We start from the raw sequence: 23989 nt of genomic DNA, 5'->3' as shown, positions 1-23989 counted from the left end.
AGCATCCGCAACCGGCTCCATGACTTTATGCAGCAGCACGGCGCGGAGCTGGCCGCCACGCTGGCACCTGAGCTGATGGGATATCACGAACAGCTTCCCGCAGTAAAACAGAGCGCCATGCAGCACTCGGTTGATTATCTGCGTGAAGCCCTGTCGGTATGGCTGGCCGCAGGTGAAAAAATTAATTATTCCGCGCAGGACAGCGATATTTTATCGGCCATCGGATTCAGGCCTGATGCGGTTTCGCGGGATGATAATCGCGAGAAATTCACCCCGGCACAGAACCTGATTTACACCCGCCGACGTGCAGAACTGGCCGCACGGTAGCACGCGAAAAAATCCCCGAAAATTCCGCTATTTTTCCCGAAAAAAGCCATGCATCCATACGGTGCATGGTTTTGCATGCAAATCCCCGTATTTTATTTCCCCTACCACGCCATTACCGGCGCGGCCTGAGCCGGTTCATGCACCTGCATGAAAACTACCCTATAAAGCGGGCAGGCGTGGCGGGGAGAGCATTGCGCGCAACAGGGAGGGCTATTAAATTTTTTCTCTGGCTTGAAGAATGATAACCAAACCAGAGAGATCATGCGCTTCATGGAGGTTGCATGAAGTAATTATTGAGATGCGCCTTCTTTTAAGGCGATGCTTTGTTCTAAAGCTTCTTTTATGCGTTTAACGCATTCTGTTAGTTCAATTATGGCTCCGCGTCGAAAAGAGCTCTTAATTCTTTTATGATGAGCACTTATGGCTGAATGTAACTTCTTAAGATGTGGTAGTTCAGCAGAAAGAAAATCTGCAAGGTTAGAGAAGTTATAGAGTGATGATAGATGGTTTGAAAACATCTGAATATCGCGAATGGACCAAGTTTTTTTTATTCCATTTATGATAAGACTTACATCCAACGTTTCAAGTAGATTAAATTTGAATTTTGATTGATAAATATCCATATCAATAGCACTCCAACCGCTATCATTCATTTTGTCTTTCAGTTTTTTTATTTTATCTTTCTTTATTATTTCGCCGTATTTATTAAGGAAGTAATTGTGAAGATCATTTCCCTCTCTTCTTAATATATGTAGTGGGATATCATCTATATTGGGATTTGATTCTAGGAAATATGTTTTTATTTCATCGTCACTAAAGCTATTTTTGTTTTTTTCGATGATTTTGTTAGTTAATCCTTTTATTCGCGGGATGTATTTTGATTTTGAGAGTCTTAGGTAATTGTTTGTAGCAATTAGCCAAGTAGATAGTGTCGGTGATGAGGTTTTTAGTATTACTTTTTCAATTTCATCCAAATAATCATTTTCAGGTATATTATACCATTCCGGTTGTTTTAACGTAGCGTAATCACTTTTTTTTAAAGGCTCTTGTAAATTGAATGTATATGGAATGATATCTTTTTGAGATATCACATTAAAACAATATGGAATCATTAAATCATTATAAGTTCTGTAAGCTGTGATATTTAAAAGGTTACTCTCTTCTTTGCTTATTTTATCTGGATCATTCTCAGATGAAGCCGTAAGTGTTTTGAGAGAGGATGTGACATAATTATCATGGAAATCATTTTCTTGATATGAAAATTTCTCTTTTAGTATTATATGAGCACAAAGTGAAGTGACCAAATTTTTTATGTCTATATCAGAGATTTCTTGCCCAGATTTTTGTTTTTCAAAAAGAGGTATCAATTTTGAAATTACTCTATTAATGATTCGTAGATTTGTTTCTTCGAATCCCATAATAACTTGAGTGATTAAATGTCTATGTCTCTCTTCTAATGAGTCCAGCTTTTGTTCTAATATATCGGTAAGGTTGTTAATGGAGAAATATATTTCATCACTGACAACTTTTTCTTTATGACTTAATACCTCATTACTTTGCTTTGAAAAATTACCCACTAAAATAAAGTCTAATCGATTATCATTTTGATAACTTTGCAGGCAAAAAGTTGCTATTTCATCTCTCAAAGATTGAGGGATTCTTTCTAAATCGTCAATGACAAAAACCCCTGAAAGATCCTTGAGTACATAATCTCTCATCGCACCTGAAAAGGTTGATATAATTTGTTCTGTCAACTTTCCAGTGCTTTCTTCTTGGGTTAATGCTGATGCAGCACTTGAGGTTAAGTCTCCAAGTTTTTTTATCTCAGAAGGATTGTTTAGATACGTTATGCTTAGCATCCTATCTTTGAAATCTTGTAAACTATTTAACCCAAGCACAGACAAATAAAAATGACTCGCATCTGAATAAAATTGTTTAAATTCAGTTTGAAGAAAGTATGTTTTACCTACACCCCACTCCCCATTTATTAATATAAGACCATCACGTTTTTCTTTCAATATACGAATCAGAACAGAGATTATGGTATCTTTGGTCATAAAACGCTCCTTTTAAAGCTCCATTATAAATTTTTTATTTTTGGATAAAGTAAGTCACTATACCACTGCAACATATGTAATCTTCTCTCTAAATATTGAGCATGATTATAAGTACCTCTTATACTATTTTTATCAACATGAGCTAATTGCATCTCAATCCATGCACTATCAAATCCATGTTCATGTAAGATGGTCGATAATGAATGTCTAAAACCGTGACCTGTAGCACGTCCTTTGTAACCAAGTAACTCAATCACTTGTGACACACTTTCTTTCGAGATTGGCTTACTACGGTTGTTCCTGCCAATAAAAATATAAGGGTAGTGGCCAGTAATAGGCTTGAGTTGCTTGAAGAGATCGATTACCTGAGTAGAAAGCGGCACGATGTGAGGTCTGCGCATTTTCATCCTTTCTGCTGGGATTTCCCATATACCTTTCTCAAGGTCTACCTCATCCCAAGTAGCAAAGCGCATCTCCTGCGTTCTTACACCAGTTAGCATGACTATCTTTGTAGCATTTTTGGTGATGATGCTACCGGTGTAGGCTTCGAGATCCCCAATAAAATGAGGCAATTCTTCGGCAGATAAAAATGGATGATGTTTTTGCTTCGGAACGGCCAGTGCGATAGCTAAATCAGGTGCTGGATTGTATTCAGCGCGGCCAGTTATGATTGCATAGCGATAGACCTCGCCACATCTTTGGCGCACTTTTCTGGTCTTCTCCAGTGCTCCACGCTTCTCTATTCGTCGTAGTACCTCAAGCAGTTCCAGAGGTTTGATCTCATTTATCGGACGCTTACCGATGAACGGGAAAACATCTTGCTCAAATGTTTTAATGATTTCTTCGCGGTAGGCCACCGTCCAGCGATCGGCTTTATTTGAGTGCCACTCCCGACATATAGCTTCGAATGATCTTTCTGTTGAGAGCTGCTGTGCCAGCTTTTGAGCTTTACGTTCTTCCACTGGATCTATGCCGTTTGCAACCTGCTTACGAGCCGTATCGCGTTTCTCACGTGCTTCTGCGAGGCTCACAAGGTCGTAGCTGCCAAATGACATTAGCCGCGCTTTACCTGCAAAACGAAAGCGGAAGCGCCAGCCTTTTGAACCGTCTGGATTGATGAGTAATGACAGCCCCTGTCCATCGTTCATTGTGTAGGGTTTGTCTTGAGGCTTTGCTCGTTTGATTTGTATGTCTGTAAGTGCCATGTGTATAAGTCAAAAATGTGTATAAAAAATCTATACACATCACTATACATATTTTTCATGGATTCAGGGAGAACTTGTCGGACGGTTACGGATGAGTGGTTTACTATGTATTTTGAAAATAAAGGGTTTTTAGACGTTGTTGGATGACGGCGGAGGAATTTTGGCGGAAGATCACAGGAGTCGAACCTGCCCGGGACCGCTGGCGGCCCCAACTGGATTTGAAGTCCAGCCACCTCACCGGAGATGACGATCTTCCGCGCCTCGATTGCTACATGGAGGCGGGGCGCATTATAGCTACTTCCAAACGTTTCCACACCCCCTCACTCACTTTTTTAACTTCCGTTTCTCCATACCATGACCAGTTTCAAATAAATCCCCGCAAAATCCATTACTTACACTTAGACACATTTTCAGACGCTACCCTGATCACAGAAAACAAGAATCGTAATTTGATAACGAGATATCGGAATACCCGCGCTCACAGGGATGGTTTACAAGAACTGTAACCGGTATCAGTGCGTGTGAAAGTGCTAACAAGGATGCGTAATGAAAAGTGAGATTTTGTCCGTTAAAGAGAAGATTGGCTACGGCATGGGCGATGCCGCCAGCCACATCATCTTTGATAACGTTATGTTATATATGATGTTCTTCTATACCGATATTTTTGGTATCCCGGCCGGTTTTGTCGGCACGATGTTCTTACTGGCTCGCGCGCTGGATGCTATCTCAGACCCTTGCATGGGACTGCTCGCCGACCGCACCCGTTCACGCTGGGGGAAATTCCGCCCGTGGGTGCTGTTTGGTGCTCTGCCATTTGGTCTGGTCTGTGTGCTCGCCTACAGCACGCCGGATCTCAGCCTGCACGGCAAAATGATTTATGCCGCAATCACCTACACGCTGCTGACCCTGCTTTATACCGTGGTGAATATTCCCTACTGCGCGCTGGGCGGTGTAATAACCAATGACCCAACGCAGCGTATCTCTCTGCAGTCATGGCGCTTTGTGCTGGCGACGGCGGGCGGCATGCTCTCCACCGTGCTGATGATGCCGCTGGTGAATCTGATTGGCGGCGAAGATAAAGCGTTGGGCTTCCAGGGCGGGATTGCCGTGCTCTCGGTTGTGGCGTTCCTGATGCTGGCGTTTTGCTTCTTTACTACCAAAGAACGCGTGGAAGCGCCGCCGAGCAGCAACTCAATGCGTGAGGACCTGCGCGACATCTGGCAGAACGACCAATGGCGCATCGTCGGCCTGCTGACCATCCTCAACATCCTGGCCGTCTGCGTACGCGGCGGGGCGATGATGTATTACGTCACCTGGATTCTGGGTACCCCGGAAGTGTTTGTCGCCTTCCTCACCACCTATTGCGTCGGCAATCTTATCGGCTCTGCGCTGGCAAAACCGCTGACCGACTGGAAATGCAAAGTCAGCGTCTTCTGGTGGACGAACGCCCTGCTGGCGGTCGTCAGTCTGGCGATGTTCTTCGTGCCGATGCACGCCAACCTCACCATGTTTGCCTTCATCTTCGTGATTGGCGTACTGCATCAGCTCGTGACGCCAATCCAGTGGGTGATGATGTCCGATACCGTTGATTACGGCGAGTGGTGTAACGGAAAACGTCTGACGGGGATCAGCTTCGCGGGCACGCTGTTCGTGCTGAAGCTGGGTCTGGCGCTCGGCGGGGCGATGATTGGCTGGATGCTGGCGGGCGGCGGTTACGATGCCGCAGCGAAAACCCAGAACAGCGCCACCATTAGCATCATTATCGCATTGTTCACGATTGTCCCAGCTATTTGTTACCTGTTGAGTGCCGTGATTGCCAAACGCTTCTATACCCTGAAAACGCCGTATCTGACGGAAATCATGAGTCAGCTGGCTCACGGTGCGCACCGCAATCAGCAGGATTTTTCGACGAAAGAATTACAGAACTAAGGAACCAACGATGAAAATTAGCGACGGAAACTGGCTGACGCAGCCTGGCCTGAATTTAACTCACCCGATTCAGGTGTTCGAGGTCGAACAGCAGGGTAACGAGATGATTGTCTACGTTGCGCCGCGCGATGTGCGTGAACGTACCTGGCAACTGGATACTCCACTCTTCACCCTGCGCTTTTTCTCGCCGCAGGAAGGCGTGGTTGGGGTGCGTATGGAACACTTCCAGGGCGCGTTGGATAACGGTCCACACTATCCGCTGAACGTGCTGCAGGACGTCAATGTAAAGATACAAAACACCGCTGAATTTGCCGAACTGAAAAGCGGAAATTTGAGCGTGCGAGTCACTAAAGGTGAGTTCTGGTCGCTGGATTTCTTGCGTAACGGCGAACGTATTACCGGCAGCCAGCTGAAAAATAACGGCTACGTGCAGGACACCAACAGCGGGAAAAACTATATGTTTGAACGCCTGGATCTGGGCGTTGGCGAAATGGTGTACGGTCTGGGTGAGCGCTTTACTGCGCTGGTACGTAACGGTCAGACGGTGGAAACATGGAACCGCGATGGCGGCACCAGTACCGAGCAGTCTTACAAGAACATCCCGTTTTATCTCACCAACCGTGGTTACGGCGTGCTGGTAAACCATCCGCAGTGCGTGTCGTTTGAAATTGGCTCTGAGAAAGTGTCAAAAGTGCAGTTCAGCGTTGAAAGCGAGTATCTGGAATATTTCGTCATCGACGGCCCTACGCCGAAAGCGGTGCTGGATCGTTATACCCGCTTTACTGGTCGTCCGGCGCTGCCGCCAGCCTGGTCATTCGGTTTGTGGCTGACTACATCGTTCACCACTAATTACGATGAAGCGACGGTGAACAGTTTTATCGACGGGATGGCCGAGCGCAATCTGCCGCTGCACGTCTTCCATTTCGACTGCTTCTGGATGAAAGCCTTCCAGTGGTGCGACTTTGAGTGGGATCCGGTGACCTTCCCTGACCCGGAAGGCATGATCCGCCGCCTGAAAGAGAAAGGGCTGAAGGTCTGCGTATGGATAAACCCCTATATCGGCCAGAAATCCCCGCTGTTCAATGAACTGAAAGAGAAAGGTTATCTGCTCAAGCGCCCGGACGGCTCCCTGTGGCAATGGGATAAATGGCAGCCGGGCCTGGCGATTTATGACTTCACCAATCCTGAAGCCTGCGAGTGGTATGCCAACAAGCTGAAAGGTCTGGTGGATATCGGCGTTGACTGCTTCAAAACTGACTTTGGTGAACGCATTCCTACTGACGTGCAGTGGTTTGACGGTTCCGATCCGCAGAAAATGCACAACCATTATGCGTACATCTACAACGAACTGGTATGGAACGTGCTGAAAGAGACCGTCGGTGAAGAAGAGGCAGTGCTGTTCGCCCGTTCGGCCTCGGTCGGCGCGCAACAGTTCCCGGTGCACTGGGGCGGTGACTGCTATGCCAACTATGAATCAATGGCCGAAAGCCTGCGTGGCGGGTTGTCCATCGGCCTGTCCGGCTTTGGCTTCTGGAGTCACGATATTGGCGGCTTTGAGAATACCGCCCCTGCGCACGTCTACAAGCGCTGGTGTGCGTTTGGGCTGCTCTCCAGCCACAGCCGCCTGCACGGTAGTAAATCCTACCGTGTGCCATGGGCGTACGATGATGAATCCTGCGACGTGGTGCGCTACTTTACTGAGCAGAAATGCCGCATGATGCCGTACCTGTATCGCGAAGCGGCGCGCGCCAATGAACTCGGAACGCCGATGATGCGCGCAATGATGCTGGAGTTCCCGGACGATCCGGCATGTGATTATCTCGACCGCCAGTACATGCTGGGCGATAGCGTGATGGTTGCGCCGGTGTTTAGCGAGGCGGGTGATGTGCAGTTCTATCTGCCGGAAGGACGCTGGACGCATCTGTGGCGTAACGACGAGGTGGCGGGCAGCCGCTGGCATAAGCAGCAGCATGACTTCCTGAGTCTGCCGGTTTATGTGCGCGACAATACACTGCTGGCGCTGGGCTGCAATAACCAGAAGCCGGATTACGCCTGGCACGAAGGGACGGCGTTCCAGCTGTTCCATCTGCAGGAGGGCCGGGAGGCGATTTGTGAAGTCCCGGCGGCTGACGGTTCGGTTATCTTCACGCTGAAAGCGACGCGCACGGGTAATACCATCACCGTGCAAGGAAGTGGCGAAGCGCGTAACTGGACGCTGTGTCTGCGTAATATTACGCAGGTTAGCGGCGTGAAGGGCGGCTCGTCTGTGGGCAGTGAGTGGGGAACGGTTGTCACGCCGGATGCGATTGTGCTGACGATTACCCTGTAAGTAAATCTCAACGTGGGCTGGATGGCGACGCAATGCGTTTTATCCGGCCCACGCTGCGAGCAGCATTCCAGATCTGAAAATCTAAAACATCCTGAATTAAATTTTTAACTCCCCATATTTGCGAGCGGTGTCACTCTGATTCCCACGAAAAATGTGATCTGCGCCGTAAATATCTCACTATTTCCCGTTTTTGTCTTATTTCTGTCCGGATTACTGGACACGATTTAGTATTGTTGGCGCATCGTAGTCCTCTTATATTTATCATCACGGATTACACGTGGAGCATCAATGCTTCTTTATAACCTAAATAATTCGAGTTGCAGGAAGGCGGCGACGCAGCGAATCCCCTGAGCGTACATAAGTACGTGACTGGGGTGAGCGAGGAAAGCCAACGCACATGCAGCTTGAAGTATGACGGGTATAGATATTTAATCTGGTATGTAATAAGGGTAAATAATGCAAATGATTACCTCGCGACAAAACAGATTATTAAAATTTCTTCTGTCTAAGAAGGAATATGTCACGCTGCTGAAAATTGCCGAGTATTTATCTGTTTCAGAGAAAACTGTGCAGCGCGATCTGCGCTTACTGGAACCATGGTTATCAGAATGGAAAATAGCCATCGATAAACGTGCTGGTGCTGGGGTGATATTAAGTGCCGATAATATTACCGACCTTTTATATATGGACCAGTTATTAGGAACGGAGGGTGATGATGCTGACGGCATGATGAATAATTCACGGCGAGTAAAGATAGCTTCACAATTATTAAGCGAAACGCCGCATGAAACGTCGATCAGTAAATTATCCGAACGTTATTTTATTAGTAGCGCATCGATTGTGAACGATTTGAAAGTAATTGAATCCTGGATTACCCCACTGGGCCTGTCGTTGATTCGCAGTCAGAGCGGCACGCACATCGAAGGTAGCGAGAGCGGTGTGCGCCAGGCGATGGCATCGCTGATTAACGGTGTGATTAACCATAATGAACCTGGTAACGTGGTTTATTCACGCCTTGACCCGGGCAGTTATAAAGCCTTAGTGCATTACTTTGGCGAAGAAGATGTTTTATTTGTCCAGACGTTATTACAGGAAATGGAGAACGACCTGTGCTGGTCGCTCGGCGAGCCTTATTACGTCAATATCTTTACCCATATTCTGATCATGATGTACCGCATCACGCGTGGCAATGCGCTTCCGAGAAAAGAAGAGAGCATCACTACCTGTGATGAGAACATATTTTCCATTGCCAGTCGCATGATTCAGCATATCGAAAAACGCATTGCCCACCCGCTGCCTGAAGACGAAGTCTGGTTTATATATCAATACATTATCTCCTCGGGTGTGGTGATTGAAGAGCATAATGACGTGAGTGTGATTGGTCATATGCACTCCAGCGACGAAGCGCGTTTGATTACCCATCGGTTGATTGCCACCTTCGCCGAGATGGTCGACAGCGATCTTAGCCAGGACACGGCGCTGTATGACGGATTGCTGATCCACATTAAGCCGCTGATTAACCGACTGAACTACCAGATCCGCATTCGTAATCCGTTGCTGGAGGATATCAAAGGCGAGTTGCAGGACGTGTGGCGTCTGACCCAGTGTGCGGTAAATCGGGTGTTTAGCGGTTGGGGCGAGCGGGCCGTGTCGGAAGATGAAGTGGGATATTTAACCGTGCATTTTCAGGCCGCAATGGAGCGTCAGATAGCGCGTAAACGCGTACTACTGGTCTGTTCAACGGGTATCGGCACTTCTCACTTACTCAAAAGCCGTATTCTACGCGCCTTTCCGGACTGGACTATCGTCGGCGTGGTGTCGGCAGGCAGCCTGCCCTCTGTACTGACGGACGATATTGAACTGGTGGTATCGACGATTAATTTACCCGCGGTTGCCATGCCGGTCGTGTATGTCACTGCCTTCTTCAATGATGCGGATATTAAGCGGGTAACAGAAACGGTTATTACGGAAAAATTACATCGGGCGACGTCGCTGGTCGTTGAAAATTAATGTCTGAACTCCATGAGGTATGATTGATGGACATCACGAAAATACTCAATACAAATCGCGTTATTTTGGACATGAAGGCTACAAGCAAAACGGAGGCTATTGAGGAACTGACGGATATTCTGCAAAAAGATGGAGCAATTAGCTGTCGCGAAACGTTTATTCAGGATGTCTGGCAACGTGAGTCAGAAGGCTCGACCGGCTTCGAAAACCATATTGCGATCCCGCACGGGAAATCCTCGGCGGTGGTCAATACCACGCTGGCGATTGGGCGTACCCGCCAGGAGATTCCCTGGGAAACCCTGGACGGCAGCAATGTACGGTGCATTATTCTGTTTGCCGTACGTCTTGAAGATCAAAACACCACCCATATTCGTCTGCTTTCGCAGGTTGCTGGCGCGTTGGCAGATGACGACATTATTGAACAACTATTAGTTGAAAGTAGTCCACAAAAAATTATTGAGCTTTTTAGCCAATATGCTGAATCCAATGTCTGCTAAATAAAATGTGGAGCATGTTATGAATATTGTTTGTGTTGCCGCCTGTACGGCGGGTATTGCGCACACCTATATTGCCCGTGAGAAGTTAATTAAAGGTGCCAAAGCGCTTGGTCATAATATAAAAGTTGAAACCCAGGGCACCATTGGCACAGAAAACGAACTGCTGACAGAAGATATTTCTGCGGCTGATGTCGTGATTCTTGCTGTCGATGTAAAAATAAAAGGGGAAGAGCGATTTTCAAACAAACGTATTGTGCGAGTAAAAACTGAAATCGTCATAAAATCGCCCATTCAGTTTCTTGAAAAGGTCGAAAAATCATTAGTTAATAATAACCAGTAGCGATCCTCATTCTGGAGGGGTTTCACATGAGTGAAAATAAAATTCCGCTATCTCAGGAAATAAAAAAACATTTATTAACGGGAATTTCGTGGATGATCCCGTTAATTGTCGCCGCCGGGATCTGTATTGCTCTCGGGCAAATACTTGGCGGCACTAACGTCGGTGAAAAAACAGGAACCATTCCCTGGATGCTCAACCAGATTGGCGGCTGGGGGATGGGGTTAATCGTACCGCTGATTAGTGCGGCGATTGCGTACTCCATTGCTGACCGTCCGGGATTCGCGCCGGGTCTGATTGTCGGCTTCGTCTGCGGAGAAATCCATACCGGTTTTATCGGCGGGATGCTGGGCGGATTTCTGGTCGGTTATACCGTCCTACTGCTCAAGCGCTATATCCGTTTGCCGCAGTCGATGCAGGGGTTGATGCCCATCATGGTGCTGCCGGTACTGAGTACCGTTATCGGCGGCCTGTTGATGATGACGCTGATTGGCAAGCCGATTGCCTGGCTGCAGGACGCGTTGATTCATCTGCTGGAGTCTATGCAGGGCGGATCCCGCTTTCTGATGGGCGCTATCCTCGGTGCGATGGCGACATTCGACTTCGGTGGGCCGGTGAATAAAACCATGTCGCTGTTTGCTGACGGCATGCTGGTCAGCGGCGTGTACGGTCCGGAAGCGGTGAAGTTTGTCGGTTCGATGATCCCTCCATTTGGCATTACGCTCTCTTTCCTGTTGACGCGTCACAAGTACACCCGTGCGGAACGTGAGGCGCTGAAGGCCGCATTCCCAATGGGGATCTGCATGATTACCGAAGGGGTCATTCCGATTGCGGCACGCGACCTGCTGCGCGTGGTGGGCTCCTGCGTGGTGGCATCGGCGATTGCGGGTGGCCTGATTATGGTGTGGGGTGTCGAAAGCCCGGTACCGCACGGCGGCATGTTTGTGGTTCCGCTCTTTACGCATCCGCTGCTGTTTTGCCTGGCGCTGGGGATCGGTACGGTGATTTGCGGCGTCATGCTGTCGCTGTGGAAGAAACCGGTAACCGAGCGTGATGAAGAGTTTGACGAACTCAGCGATCAAAAGCTGAAAGACGAAGAAATCACCTTCACCCTGGAATAACCGGAGGCCGTATGTTTGCCGATATGAAAAGCATGGTGACCAAAGCCTGGCGCGAGCAGTACGCGCTGTTGGCCATCAACTGTATGAACCTGGAAAGCGCCCGCGCAGCGGTGCGAGTGGCGGAGAAACACCGTGCGCCCATCATTCTGAATTTGTATCAGGGGCATCTGGAGCATTTTCCAGCCCCGATAGCGGCAGCGGTGGTCAAAACGCTGGCAGAGGAAGCCTCGGTACCGGTCGCGCTGGCGCTGGATCATGGAAAGGATCCTGTACGCATTCGCCAGGCTTTTCGCGCCGGATTCAGCGGCTTAATGATCGACGCCTCCGCCTTTGCGCTGGAGGAGAACATTCGCCAGACCCGGGCGGTGGTTGAGCTTGCAGCCAGCGTTTCTCTGTGCGTGGAAGGCGAGCTGGGTCATTTGGCCGATGCTCCGTGCTATGACCACGCCGCTAACGCTGATTTGATGACCCAGGCCGCCGACGTGGAACCCTTCATCCAACAGACCGGGATCGATTTGCTGGCGGTGTCGGTGGGTACAGCACACGGCATGTACGCGCCGGGCATCACACCTGCTATTGATTTCCTGCGGCTGGAGGAAATAGCCCGGTTATCAACGGTGCCGCTGGCGCTGCATGGCGGCAGCGGAACGCCGTTTGACCAGCTACAGCGCTGCCCGACGTTTGGTGTCGCCAAGATAAACGTTGGTGCGGCGGTTTTCGAAGCCGGAAAGGCTGCGCTACTGCATACCCTGTGTCGCGACACATCCGGTGAACTCGTTGATGCCCTGGCCCTGATGGAACAGGCCTGCGAGGAAGCCATTATTCCGTACCTGCAGGCCAGCGGCGCTATCGGCAAAGCCTGATTCATTTTCTGTAACGCCTTCTATGCCTCTGCGATGACGCACTGGCAGGGCTTTCTACACCCTGAAACTGGAGAATTAACATGTTAGTTTCGATGAAAGAATTACTGCAACCTACCCGTCAGCACGGTTTTGCCATCGGCGCATTCAACGTGGCGGACAGCTGCTTTGTACGCGCAGTAGTGGAAGAAGCGGAAGCGACCAACACCCCGGCGATTATCTCCATTCACCCCAGCGAACATGATTTTGTCGGCGATGCGTTTTTTAGCTACGTCCGTGATATCACCATGCGTAGCCCGGTTCCCTTTACTCTGCATCTGGACCACGGCGCTTCGGTTGAGCATGTCTTGCGGGCGATTCAGTGTGGGTTTACCTCGGTGATGATTGATGGCTCGCTGCTGCCATATGAAGAGAACGTGGCGCTGACCCGCGAAGTGGTCAAACTGGCGCATGCGGTAGGTGTTTCGGTGGAAGGGGAGTTGGGAACGATTGGCCAGACCGGGACGTCAGTGGAAGGCGGCGTGTCGAAGGTTACTTATACCGATCCTGCTCAGGCAGAGGATTTTATCGCCCGAACCGGTGCAGACACGCTGGCGGTGGCGATTGGAACCGCGCACGGGATCTACCCGAAAGGGATGCAGCCAGAGCTGCAAATGAACATCCTGCGCGATATCGCCGGACGTGTGGATATTCCGCTGGTGCTGCACGGCGGTTCCGCGAACCCGGATGCGGAAATTGCCGAATCCGTGACGCTGGGCGTTGGCAAAATCAACATTTCCAGCGATATGAAATACGCTTACTTCCAGAAAGTCCGCGAAATCCTGGCGAAAGAAACCTGGTGGGACCCGAACGTAATCTATCCGGAAGCCATTAGCGCCGCGCGGGACGTTATCCGCCACAAAATGAAACTGTTCGGTTCAACCGGCAAAGCATCACTTTACTAACGGCATGCAGGCGGGGCGACCCGCCTCTTTCGCAACAAGGAAAAGTGGAATGAAGCGTTCACACATTAATTATGCCGTCGATAAAGCGCATGCCATCGCTGAGACTTTTCGGGTCTGTCTGCCTGATTTTGCGTATTTTACGGTCGATGCCTGGCGGCAACAGGATCAAACTCTGTGGCGTGAAGTGCGCGATCTCCAGTTGGGCTGGGATATTACCGACTTCGGGCACGGAGATTTTGCGCAAACGGGGCTGACGTTACTAACGTTGCGCAATGGTTTGATGGGGTCAGCGGACTACCCCAAACCGTACGCCGAAAAGATGTTGCAAATTCAGCAGGATCAGCAAACGCCATGGCATTTTCATCGCCATAAAATGGAAGATATCGTTAATCGCGGCGGCGGTGATTTGTGTATGCAACTGGCGTGGGCCACGCCTGATGATGAGTATGACGCCCGACGCGTTGTTGAGGTTAGTGTGGATGGTCAGCGGCGTACAGTTAACGCTGGCGAGACGCTGGTATTGAAACCGGGACAAGGAGTGTGCCTGCCACCGCGCTTGTATCATCGCTTTTGGGCGGAGAAGGCGTTTGTGCTGGGCTGGGAAATCTCGATGGTCAATGACGACCAGCATGACAACCACTTTTTGGAACCTGGCGGTCGCTTCCCGTTGATTGAAGAAGACGAGCCGGTGAAATGGCTGTTGTGCAGTGAATATATTCGCTTATGAGCGTGAGTAGGCCCGGTAAGCGAAGCGCCACCGGGCAATAAATCATTGTGCAGGTGGTGGTGCAGTGACTTCACTCCCCGAAACCACGCCCGTCTGCATGGTTTGCGTTACCTGCTGTTTCTCCACGTTCACCGCATGCAGCTGACCGTTGACCGTTGGCTTGAGCGGCACATCGGCCTGAATATTGCCGCTGGCGGTAAGCTGGATGTTGCCATCGCCGGAAAGCGGCAGTGCGGGCCAGCCCCACTGCTGCAGGATCGTCATTGGCACGCCGCGCCCGTTCAGGCTGACCTGCGTCTGGCGTTGAGGTAGCTGCGAAATGCTGGCAGTGGCCTCCAGAAGTCCTTTTTCCGTATAGGCGCTCAGTTCGCTGATATTGATGGTGCTGCTGTTTGCCGTCAGCGCCAGCGAAGGGCGACGCACGTCGGTACGGTTAAAGGTAGCGGCAGCGGCGTTGAGGGTGGCGCTACCGCTCCAGATCCCCCACTGATTGTTCTGTACCAGCCCGAGGTTAGCACCGTAGCCGTCCAGCGCGGTGAGCTGCCACGGGAAATTGGGGTCGATATCTATCACCAGATTACGGCTGGCACTAAATTTCTTCAGCGTCAGGCTGTTTAACCACGCTGGCAGGGGTTTCATCCACAGCTGCTTCCAGTTTTCCGGCAGCGTGTATTCCAGACCAGCAATAGCGGCATCGTCAAGGACCAGTGCTTTGTTGCTGCGCATCCAGTTTCCGGATGTTCTGACCATACCGCCTTCCCAGCGGGTGGTGAACTGGCGCAGCGCAATGCCCTGAGGTGAGAACTCGGCGTTCAGAATCGGATCGAAGAAGTGCAGAGAGCCGTAAATAAACTCGCTGGCGTTCATCGACAATTTTCCTTCCTGAGTTTGCCAGTCGTCCTTGCTGAAGGTCATGTTGCGCAAGCTCAGATCGAGATCCGTCACCGCCCAGTCGGGGCCTTGCAGACGGGCATCCGTCACTTCCAGACGACCAATTTGCAGGGAAGGAATAGTGCTTAACGGGGCAAAAAAGTCGGCCAGCGATTTGTCGCTTTGCAGCCGGATATCGTTCAGGCGCAGATTCTCCACAACCCAGCTCCCGTCTGCATTGCGTTGCGCTACGCCGGTTAATGCCCCACGCGCCACGTCAGCGCCAATATTGCTTAGCGTCACCCGGTCATGGTCGATGCTGCCTTCAATCAAGACGTTGGTAGTTGGAACATCGTTGAGCGTCAACGAACTGGCGCTGAGCTGAATTTGCGCTTTGCTCCCGAGAATTTTACCTGCCTCAGGGCTCCAGGGAATGACGCCGCCGTTAACGCGCTGGGCGCTGAGGTTCCACTCGCTGCCGGGGCTGTTAAGCGCCATATCCTGCAATTGCAGGCGATCGGCCTGGAACGGCAACGGCGCTGTTTGCTGGGAAAGATTCAGCGTGCCGTTTTGCAACAAAATGGTGTCTACGTGCAGCGGGTCGGTGATTTGGCGGCTACTCAGCCCAATATCGACCGTTTTAGCGACCAGCGTTGCGGGCTGACCATCCCGGCCAAAGGTGACGTTTTCCAGCAGAATATGGGAAGGGGAAGAAAACCGGTGATCGATGGCATCAAACGCCAGATGGTAGCTGCTGTTCTCCGAAACCCAGGCGCTGACGTGCTCTGCCCCCCAGCGGGTTTGCAGTAGAAAATAAAGGCCGAGAATCGCCACTGCAAGGGCGATCAGCACGTAAAGAAGCAGCTTTCCAATAAATTTCATGGTCTTCCATCCCGCGAAGTGCACATAGTCAAGTTATGCACGATTTAGGCGCAATGCTCAAGGCGGGAATGGTGAAAGAGCGTTACAGCGGCGTTGATTCAGAACCAACGCCGCATTTTGCTTATTGCTTTTCTGGCGGGAATACCAGATTCAGAACGATTGCGGTAATACCGCCAGCGGCGATACCGGAAGAGAGCAGGTTTTTCACCCAATCCGGGGCGAACTGGAGAATCAGCGGCTGCTGGGAAACACCCAGACCAACTGCCAGCGACAGCGCGATAATCAGAATCGCGCGGCGGTTCAGCGGCTCGCGGGACACGATACGCACACCGGATGCTGCAATAGTACCGAACATTACCAGCGTTGCGCCGCCCAGTACCGGCTCAGGAATATGCTGTACAAAACCGCTGACTGCCGGGAACAGGCCCAGCGCGATCAGCATCAGCGCCACCACAAAACCAACGTAGCGGCTGGCGACGCCCGTTAACTGAATAACCCCGTTGTTCTGGCCAAAACAGGAGTTCGGGAAGGTGTTGAACACGGCGGAAACAAACGAGTTCAGACCGTTCGCCAGCACGCCGCCTTTCAGGCGCTTCATATACAGCGGACCAGAAACCGGCTGCTCGGAGACATCAGAGGTGGCCGTAATATCGCCGATGGTTTCCAGTGAAGTGATCATAAAGACCAGCATCAGCGGCAGCAGTAAACTCCAGTCGATGCCCAGGCCATAATACAGCGGCGTTGGCACCATCAGCAGGTCCTGACTTACCGGTGCGGTATTTTGCGGCAGCATGTCCATAAACCAGGCCAGCAGATAGCCTGCCGCCATCGCAATCACCAATGACGCAACGCGCAGGTAAGGGTTGCGTTGACGGTTAAGCAGGATGATTAGCGCCAGCACCACGCCTGCCAACAGTAAATTCTTCGGCGCACCAAAGGTGTTGTCGCTCATTGCGGCATAGCCACCGCCAATCGATGTCAGACCCACCTGAATCAACGACAGGCCGATAATCATCACTACCACCCCTGAGACCAGCGGAGTAATAATACGACGCGCCAGGTGCAGGACACGCGAGATAACCATCTCGGTGCAGCTTGCCAGCATCAGTGTACCGAACAGCGCCGCCATCATGGTTGGGACATCTGCGCCACCGGTTTTTAGCGCCGTACCGCCCATAATCAGTGGCGCAACAAAGTTAAAGCTGGTGCCCTGAATGGATAGCAGCCCTGAGCCTACTGGTCCCCAGGCTTTGATCTGAATGATAGAAGCTACGCCGGAGGCGAACAGCGACATACTGATAATGTGTTGAGTATCCTGAGCCGGTAAACCAAGCGCCTGGCAAATTAACAGAGCAGGGGTGATCACCGCGACGAACATGGCCAGTAGATGCTGACAGGCGGCAAACAGGGTCTGGGCTAACGGGGGGCGATCTTCAAGACGGTAAATCAGTTCACTGTTGTGAGTCTGCGCAACCGGTTGCGCATTTGTTGACTCTACGGCGTTAACGGACATCAGAGGCAATCCCATGGTGGAAAAGCGGTGATTTTATCTGACCAGGGCAGAAAAGCAAACGTTTGCTAGCAGGTATTCTTAATATTTAAAACGGATAAACAAACATTTTTATATAACTTTTCATCATTTTCTGCTTAAAATCCACTCCGAAAACTCAATAAGAGCTAAAAATCGGTCTGGAATGCATCGTGCGTGATTGTGCTAAACGCACTAATGGAGCTGTAAATGTTTTATCTCGATACGTTATCAACGCTGGTTGCGGCAACCCTTGTGTTGCTGCTGGGACGTAAGCTCGTCCAGTCTGTTTCCTTCCTGAAAAAATACACCATTCCCGAACCCGTTGCAGGTGGATTGCTGGTGGCGATTGCGCTGCTGGTGCTGAAAAAAAGCATGGGTTGGGAAGTGAACTTCGATATGACCCTGCGCGATCCGCTGATGCTGGCCTTTTTCGCCACTATCGGCCTGAACGCCAATATCGCCAGTCTGCGTGCTGGTGGCCGCGTGGTGGGTATCTTTCTGATTGTGGTTGTTGGCTTGTTGCTGATGCAAAACGCCATCGGTATTGGTATGGCGACCCTACTGGGTCTGGACCCGCTGATGGGTCTGATCGCTGGCTCGATCACCCTCTCTGGTGGACATGGAACCGGGGCCGCGTGGAGCAAGCTGTTTATTGAACGTTATGGCTTCACCAATGCGACTGAAGTGGCGATGGCTTGCGCAACGTTTGGTCTGGTGTTGGGCGGACTGATTGGCGGCCCGGTGGCACGCTATCTGGTCAAACACTCCACCACGCCAGACGGTATGCCGGACGATCAGGCCGTGCCGACCGCATTTGAAAAGCCGGACGTTGGGCGCATGATCACCTCGCTGGTGCTGATTGAAACCATTGCTCTGATCGCTATCTGTCTGACGGTGGGTAAAATCGTTGCGCAAATGCTGGTTGGAACAGTGCTGGAATTGCCGACCTTCGTCTGCGTGTTGTTTGTTGGGGTGATCCTCAGTAACGGTCTGGCGCTACTGGGTTTTTATCGGGTGTTCGAACGTGCAGTTTCGGTGCTGGGTAACGTAAGTCTGTCGCTGTTCCTGGCGATGGCGTTGATGAGCCTGAAGTTGTGGGAACTGGCTTCACTGGCCTTGCCGATGCTGGCAATCCTGGTTGTGCAGACTATTTTCATGGCGCTGTACGCGATATTCGTCACCTGGCGCATGATGGGTAAGAACTACGATGCCGCCGTGCTGGCTGCCGGACACTGTGGTTTTGGCCTCGGCGCGACGCCGACGGCGATTGCCAACATGCAGGCGATTACCGAACGTTTTGGACCATCCCATATGGCGTTTCTGGTGGTGCCGATGGTGGGGGCGTTCTTTATCGATATCGTCAACGCGCTGGTGATTAAGCTGTATCTGCTGTTACCGATTTTCGCGCAATAACGGCTGTGCGGCGGAGTAACATCCGCCGCAGCTATGAATTAACTACGCGTTGGAGTAGCGTTCGGTTTCCGGCATCCAGCGCTCTATCAGTGCCAAGGCCTGTTGCGGATAACGTTCGTGAATATGGCGGGCAATGCGCTGAACTTCCGGGATAATCGCCTGATCGCGCAGTAAATCTGCGACCTTGAATTCTGCCGTTCCGGTCTGGCGAGTACCTAACAGCTCGCCGGGGCCGCGAATCTCTAAATCTTTTTGCGCAATCACGAATCCATCGTTGCTGTCTCGCAGAACCTGCAGGCGTTTCTGCGCGGTTTTAGATAGCGGTGATTTGTAAAGCAGGACACAGTGGGAGGCCACCGCGCCACGGCCTACGCGACCACGCAACTGGTGCAACTGGGCCAGACCTAAGCGTTCCGGGTTTTCAATAATCATCAGGCTGGCATTGGGTACGTCCACGCCCACTTCAATCACCGTGGTGGCAACCAGCAGATGCAGTTCACCCTGCTTAAAGGCCGCCATTACTGACTGCTTCTCAGCGGGCTTCATGCGCCCGTGTACCAGGCCAATATTGAGTTCTGGCAGCGCCAGTTTAAGCTCTTCCCACGTCGCTTCTGCCGCCTGAGCTTCCAACAAGTCAGACTCTTCAATCAGCGTACAGACCCAGTATGCTTGACGTCCTTCGTGGGTACAGGCGTTGCGCACGCGATCAATAATATCGCTGCGGCGGGTATCCGGAATGGCGACTGTGGTGACCGGCGTACGCCCCGGAGGGAGTTCATCGATAACCGATGTGTCGAGGTCAGCATAGGCTGTCATCGCCAGGGTGCGCGGAATCGGCGTGGCGGTCATGATTAGCTGGTGTGGATGGAAACCCTGCTGCTGACCTTTCTCCCACAGTGCCAGACGCTGATGTACGCCGAAGCGGTGCTGTTCGTCGATGATAACCAGCGCCAGCCCGTTGAACTGCACCTGTTCCTGGAAAATCGCGTGCGTGCCGACAATCATCTGCACCTGACCGCTGGCGATAGCTTCCTGTTGCGCCAGACGCGCTTTACCTTTCTGCTTGCCCGCCAGCCAGCCCACTTCAACGCCCAGTGGCGCGAACCAGTTGCGGAAGTTATTTGCATGCTGTTCAGCCAATAATTCGGTAGGAGCCATTAGCGCAACCTGTTTACCATGTGCGATAGCCCGCAGCGCAGCCAGCGCGGCAACCAGCGTTTTACCGGAGCCGACATCACCCTGCACCAGGCGCATCATCGGCACATCCAGCGCCATATCGCGTTCAATCTCAGCGGTAACGCGGGCCTGCGCGCCAGTAGGTTTGAACGGCAATGCTGCCAGCAGCTTATCTTTTAGCGCGTTGTTAGCACTTAACGGCTGGGCGTGAAAACGCTGTGCCCCGGCGCGTAGCGCCAGCATGCTGAGGTTATGCGCCAGCAGTTCTTCGAGAATCAGACGTCGCTGCGCCGGATGTTGTCCGGTTTCCAGATCGCTGAGTTGCAGCGACGGTGGGGGGCGGTGCAATGTGCGCAGTGCTTCGGGTAGGCTCATCATGCCCTGTAACAGCTCTGGCGGCAGCAGTTCGGCAATGGCGCAGGTATCGAGCAGATCCAGTGCCTGATCGGTCAGCTTGCGCAGCGTGGCCTGCTTCACACCTTCGGTGGTTGGATACACTGGTGTGAGTGTTTCCTGCAATTCTGGCGTGCTGAGATCGCCTTGTACGCGGTATTCCGGGTGAATCATCTCTGCGCCGTATTTCCCGCGTTTGGCTTCGCCGTAGGCCAGAACCCTACGCCCGGTAGCAAGGCTGTTTTTCATCGCTGCACTGAAGTTGAAAAAGCGCATGGTGAGAATCCCCGAGCCATCGCTGATTTGACAGGTCATCATCCGGCGGCCGCCGAAGGTGATATTGCAGTTCAGCACTTCGCCTTCAACGGTGGCATAGACACCCGGCAGCAGTTCGCCAATTGGGTACAGATGGGTACGGTCTTCGTAACGCAGAGGAAGGTGGAGCAGGAGGTCCTGCACGGTGTGCAGGCCAATTTTCGCCAGTTTACTGCTTTGCGCTGCGCCAACGCCGGTCAGAGAGTTGAGTGGGATGGCATCCAGTAAACGGCCTTTCATCGCGTTTATCTCGCAGATTGCATAGTGGCCCACCACGTTGCATCGGCTTCAATTTCGCCCTGCGTGTTTACGTGAGGGTAGGGAAGACCTTTGCGCTTAGCGACATTCGCCAGCACCGGATAACCGCCTTCAAACAGTAAGCGCTGTTGCTCATCTTGTGGCAGCATGCTGTTTTCTCGGCGGTACATCCCTGCGTTTTGCCGCTGGCGCTGTGCTTCGTACAGAATCAGCGCAGAGGCGACAGAAACGTTCAGCGACTGCACCATGCCAGTCATGGGAATGATGATGTCCTGATCAGCCAGATCCAACGCTTCCTGAGTGATGCCGGTTTTCTCCTGGCCCATCAGGATGCAGGTAGGGTGCGTGTAATCAATCTCGCGAAAATCCACGGCTTTATCTGACAGATGGGTTGCCAGGACCTGCATGCCCCGGCTTTTTAAATGTGTGACCGCATCGCCAATAGTCGGGTGGGTCTTGACTTGCACCCAACTGTTACTGCCTGCGGCAGAAGAGAGCATAGTGCGCATGCGGCTACCCGGCCAGACGGCGTGGACTTCATGCACGCCGACCGCATCTGCAGTACGAATAATCGCAGAAACGTTATGAGGTTTGTGAACCTGCTCCATGCAGACGGTCAGATCGGGCTGACGACGTGCGAGCATCTCGCGGATACGTGCATAGCGCTGTTCATTCATAAGACTAGTTTCGGTTACGGGTGACTTTTATCACGTCCGGCATGACGCGGATTTTGCGCATGATATTCGCCAGGTGCACACGATCGCGAGCGGTCAGGCGAATAAAGGCGCTATAAACGCGGCCATCTTTCTCTTCCGTATTCAGACTTTGAATATTGGAGGTGGTCGTGTTGATTGCCGCCGTCAGGTTCGCCAGAGCACCCTGGTGGTTAAACATATCCACCTTAATCTCGGTGATGAATTCCTGCTCCGTCTCTTTATCCCATTCCACCGCCATAAACTTCTCTGGCTCTTTCTGGTAGCCACGAATATTACGGCAGGACTCATGGTGGATCACCAGACCTTTACCCGGACTGACGTGGGCAATGATTGGATCGCCTGGAATTGGACGACAGCATTTCGCGAAGGTGATCAGTACGCCGTCAGCGCCTTTGATCGGCAGATGACCATGGCCGGATTGTGCTGGTACGTTCGCTGTTGCTTCGCCCTGCTGGAGGTTTTTCGCTACCACCACGCTCATGGCGTTACCCAGACCGATTTCTGCGAGCAGATCGTCAAGCGTGGCGAGCTTCATGCGCTCAAGCTCACGCTGAATGCTCTCTGGCGGGATCTCAGCCAGTTTACGGCTACCGCCCAGGGCATGGTTGAGCAGTCGACGCCCCAGACTGACGGAATCATCGCGCTTGAGGTTTTTCAACAGTTGGCGAATCTTGGCGCGCGCTTTCGAACTGACGACGAAGTTTAGCCACGCGGCATTCGGACGTGCGCCCGGCGCGGTAATAATCTCAACTGTCTGACCGCTAAAGAGCGGTTGTGAAAGCGGGTAAGGCTGTCTGTCTACGCGTGCGCCGACGCAGGCGTGACCGATATCGGTATGCACAGCGTAGGCGAAGTCGACAGGTGTTGCACCGGCAGGCAGTTCGACAATGCGCCCTTCCGGTGTGAAAACATAAATCTCATCCGGGAAGAGATCAGATTTAACGCTTTCAATAAATTCAAACGAGCTACCGGCGCTCTGCTGCAGTTCCAGCAAGCTTTGCATCCAGCGCTGAGCGCGGATTTGCGCAGTGGTGCTGCTTTCGCCGCCGTGCTCTTTGTAAGCCCAGTGCGCTGCGACACCCATCTCTGCCATCTGGTCCATGTCTTCAGTACGAATCTGTACTTCAACCGGGACGCCATGAGGGCCGATCATTGAGGTGTGCAAAGACTGATATCCGTTCGCTTTCGGAATGGCGATATAGTCTTTCACGCGACCAGGGCGTGGTTTGTACAGGCTGTGCATCTGGCCGAGTACGCGATAGCAGGTATCGGAATCATGAACGATGACGCGAAATGCGTAGATATCCATGATGGAGTGAAAACGCTGCTCTTTGAGCACCATTTTGCAGTAAATAGAGTACAGGTGCTTCTCACGCCCGCTTACGCGACACGGAATACCAGCCTCCTGCAAACGCCCTTCGATTTCCGAGAGGATTTTTTGGATCATCTCTTTGCGGTTGCCGCGAGCGGCTTTAACCACTTCTTTAATCACGCGATAGCGGTTTGGGTACAGCGCTTCAAAACCCAGCTCTTCCAGCTCGGTTTTAATGTGATGAATACCTAAACGGTGTGCCAGCGGACTATAGATTTCGAGGGTTTCGCGGGCGATGCGGCGACGCTTGTCCGGGCGTAATGAGCCCAGCGTGCGCATGTTGTGGGTGCGGTCGGCAAGTTTGATGAGAATGACGCGGATATCCTGCACCATCGCCATAATCATCTTGCGAAAGTTTTCAGCTTGCGCCTCTTTCTTATCGCGAAACTTAAGCTTATCAAGCTTCGATACCCCTTCTACCAGCTCTGCAACGCTTTTACCAAAAAGCTGTTCCATGTCCTGATAGGTGGCTGGGGTATCTTCAATCACGTCATGCAGCAGCGCAGCCATCAGCGTTTCGTAGTCGAGTTTCATCTCGGCCAGAATGCAGGCTACCGCTACCGGGTGCGTGATATAGGGTTCACCGCTTGAACGTGTCTGGCCCTCGTGAGCGTCACGTGCAACGAGATACGCCTGCCGAAGACGCTTAATCTGGTCTTCCGGCAGGTAGTTTTGAATCAGTTGATTCAGGCTTTCAAACAGATACAAGGGCGACCCGCT

The 23989-nt window shown here is 51.7% G+C and carries 18 protein-coding genes and 1 tRNA gene; 11 read left to right on the top strand and 8 right to left on the bottom strand.

Going from position 1 to position 23989, the window contains the following annotated elements; translation table 11 throughout:
• On the top strand, positions 1 to 327 hold a 327-nt coding region (locus tag OGY71_RS15695), incomplete at its 5' end, for a phage polarity suppression protein (RefSeq protein WP_286613463.1).
• A 290-nt stretch (positions 328 to 617) separates the two neighbouring features.
• Here the strand turns inward: OGY71_RS15695 and OGY71_RS15690 are convergent.
• From OGY71_RS15690 to OGY71_RS15680, 3 genes are all read right to left on the bottom strand, one after another.
• On the bottom strand, positions 618 to 2384 hold the full coding sequence (locus OGY71_RS15690) for an AAA family ATPase (protein ID WP_061357465.1): 1767 nt from the start codon (positions 2382 to 2384) through the stop codon (positions 618 to 620).
• Positions 2385 to 2407: 23 nt separating this feature from the next.
• On the bottom strand, positions 2408 to 3589 hold the full coding sequence (locus OGY71_RS15685; RefSeq protein ID WP_061357464.1) for a tyrosine-type recombinase/integrase: 1182 nt from the start codon (positions 3587 to 3589) through the stop codon (positions 2408 to 2410).
• Positions 3590 to 3750: 161 nt separating this feature from the next.
• Positions 3751 to 3845: transfer RNA gene (locus OGY71_RS15680), tRNA-Sec, on the bottom strand.
• Between the two features lie 290 nt (positions 3846 to 4135).
• On the opposite strand from OGY71_RS15680, the gene OGY71_RS15675 reads away from it, so the two are divergent.
• The 9 genes from OGY71_RS15675 to OGY71_RS15635 all read left to right on the top strand — a co-directional run bounded on the left by OGY71_RS15675 (position 4136) and on the right by OGY71_RS15635 (position 14343).
• Positions 4136 to 5518, top strand: coding sequence for a glycoside-pentoside-hexuronide family transporter (locus tag OGY71_RS15675; RefSeq protein ID WP_003827223.1), 1383 nt, complete (start codon positions 4136 to 4138; stop codon positions 5516 to 5518).
• 10 nt (positions 5519 to 5528) lie between these two features.
• Complete coding sequence (yicI, locus tag OGY71_RS15670; protein ID WP_286605694.1) at positions 5529 to 7847, top strand: alpha-xylosidase; 2319 nt, start codon at positions 5529 to 5531, stop codon at positions 7845 to 7847.
• Positions 7848 to 8303: 456 nt separating this feature from the next.
• Positions 8304 to 9857, top strand: coding sequence for a BglG family transcription antiterminator (locus OGY71_RS15665; RefSeq protein WP_063941168.1), 1554 nt, complete (start codon positions 8304 to 8306; stop codon positions 9855 to 9857).
• A gap of 26 nt (positions 9858 to 9883) precedes the next feature.
• The gene (locus OGY71_RS15660) at positions 9884 to 10354 is read left to right on the top strand and encodes a PTS sugar transporter subunit IIA (RefSeq protein ID WP_063941167.1); all 471 of its coding nucleotides are present in this window, start codon (positions 9884 to 9886) and stop codon (positions 10352 to 10354) included.
• 19 nt (positions 10355 to 10373) lie between these two features.
• A complete protein-coding gene (locus OGY71_RS15655) occupies positions 10374 to 10694 on the top strand; it encodes a PTS fructose transporter subunit IIB (protein ID WP_003827230.1) in 321 nt (106 codons plus the stop codon).
• A 26-nt stretch (positions 10695 to 10720) separates the two neighbouring features.
• Positions 10721 to 11812, top strand: coding sequence for a PTS fructose transporter subunit IIC (locus OGY71_RS15650; protein ID WP_003827232.1), 1092 nt, complete (start codon positions 10721 to 10723; stop codon positions 11810 to 11812).
• Between the two features lie 11 nt (positions 11813 to 11823).
• Positions 11824 to 12675 (top strand): class II fructose-bisphosphate aldolase, encoded by an 852-nt coding sequence (locus tag OGY71_RS15645; protein WP_003827234.1) that lies wholly within the window; start codon positions 11824 to 11826, stop codon positions 12673 to 12675.
• A gap of 80 nt (positions 12676 to 12755) precedes the next feature.
• Positions 12756 to 13616: a ketose-bisphosphate aldolase gene (locus tag OGY71_RS15640; RefSeq protein WP_003827236.1), complete on the top strand. Its 861-nt coding sequence runs from the start codon at positions 12756 to 12758 to the stop codon at positions 13614 to 13616.
• 49 nt (positions 13617 to 13665) lie between these two features.
• Positions 13666 to 14343 (top strand): D-lyxose/D-mannose family sugar isomerase, encoded by a 678-nt coding sequence (locus tag OGY71_RS15635; protein WP_003827238.1) that lies wholly within the window; start codon positions 13666 to 13668, stop codon positions 14341 to 14343.
• 42 nt (positions 14344 to 14385) lie between these two features.
• Here OGY71_RS15635 and OGY71_RS15630 read toward each other — a convergent pair whose 3' ends face one another.
• The gene (locus OGY71_RS15630; protein ID WP_003827240.1) at positions 14386 to 16095 is read right to left on the bottom strand and encodes an AsmA family protein; all 1710 of its coding nucleotides are present in this window, start codon (positions 16093 to 16095) and stop codon (positions 14386 to 14388) included.
• Positions 16096 to 16216: 121 nt separating this feature from the next.
• The gene (gene xanP, locus OGY71_RS15625) at positions 16217 to 17608 is read right to left on the bottom strand and encodes a xanthine/proton symporter XanP (RefSeq protein WP_003024026.1); all 1392 of its coding nucleotides are present in this window, start codon (positions 17606 to 17608) and stop codon (positions 16217 to 16219) included.
• A 225-nt stretch (positions 17609 to 17833) separates the two neighbouring features.
• Here xanP and gltS point away from each other — a divergent pair, with 225 nt between their 5' ends.
• Positions 17834 to 19039 (top strand): sodium/glutamate symporter, encoded by a 1206-nt coding sequence (gltS, locus tag OGY71_RS15620; protein WP_003024029.1) that lies wholly within the window; start codon positions 17834 to 17836, stop codon positions 19037 to 19039.
• Between the two features lie 42 nt (positions 19040 to 19081).
• On the opposite strand, the gene recG is transcribed toward gltS, so the two are convergent.
• From recG to spoT, 3 genes are read right to left on the bottom strand one after another with little or no spacing between them, the layout of a single operon-like run.
• Positions 19082 to 21163, bottom strand: a complete 2082-nt coding sequence (gene recG, locus OGY71_RS15615) for an ATP-dependent DNA helicase RecG (RefSeq protein WP_003827244.1) — start codon at positions 21161 to 21163, stop codon at positions 19082 to 19084.
• A gap of 5 nt (positions 21164 to 21168) precedes the next feature.
• Positions 21169 to 21858 (bottom strand): tRNA (guanosine(18)-2'-O)-methyltransferase TrmH, encoded by a 690-nt coding sequence (trmH, locus tag OGY71_RS15610; protein ID WP_063941164.1) that lies wholly within the window; start codon positions 21856 to 21858, stop codon positions 21169 to 21171.
• A gap of 4 nt (positions 21859 to 21862) precedes the next feature.
• Entirely contained in the window at positions 21863 to 23977 is a 2115-nt protein-coding gene (spoT, locus tag OGY71_RS15605) for a bifunctional GTP diphosphokinase/guanosine-3',5'-bis pyrophosphate 3'-pyrophosphohydrolase (RefSeq protein WP_003024038.1), read from the bottom strand.
• Between the last annotated feature and the right edge of the window lie 12 nt (positions 23978 to 23989).

This window comes from Citrobacter sp. Cpo109 (assembly GCF_030332565.1).
In the GTDB taxonomy this organism is placed as follows: Bacteria; Pseudomonadota; Gammaproteobacteria; order Enterobacterales; family Enterobacteriaceae; genus Citrobacter; species Citrobacter portucalensis.
This window is presented reverse-complemented; position numbering and strand designations above follow the sequence as displayed.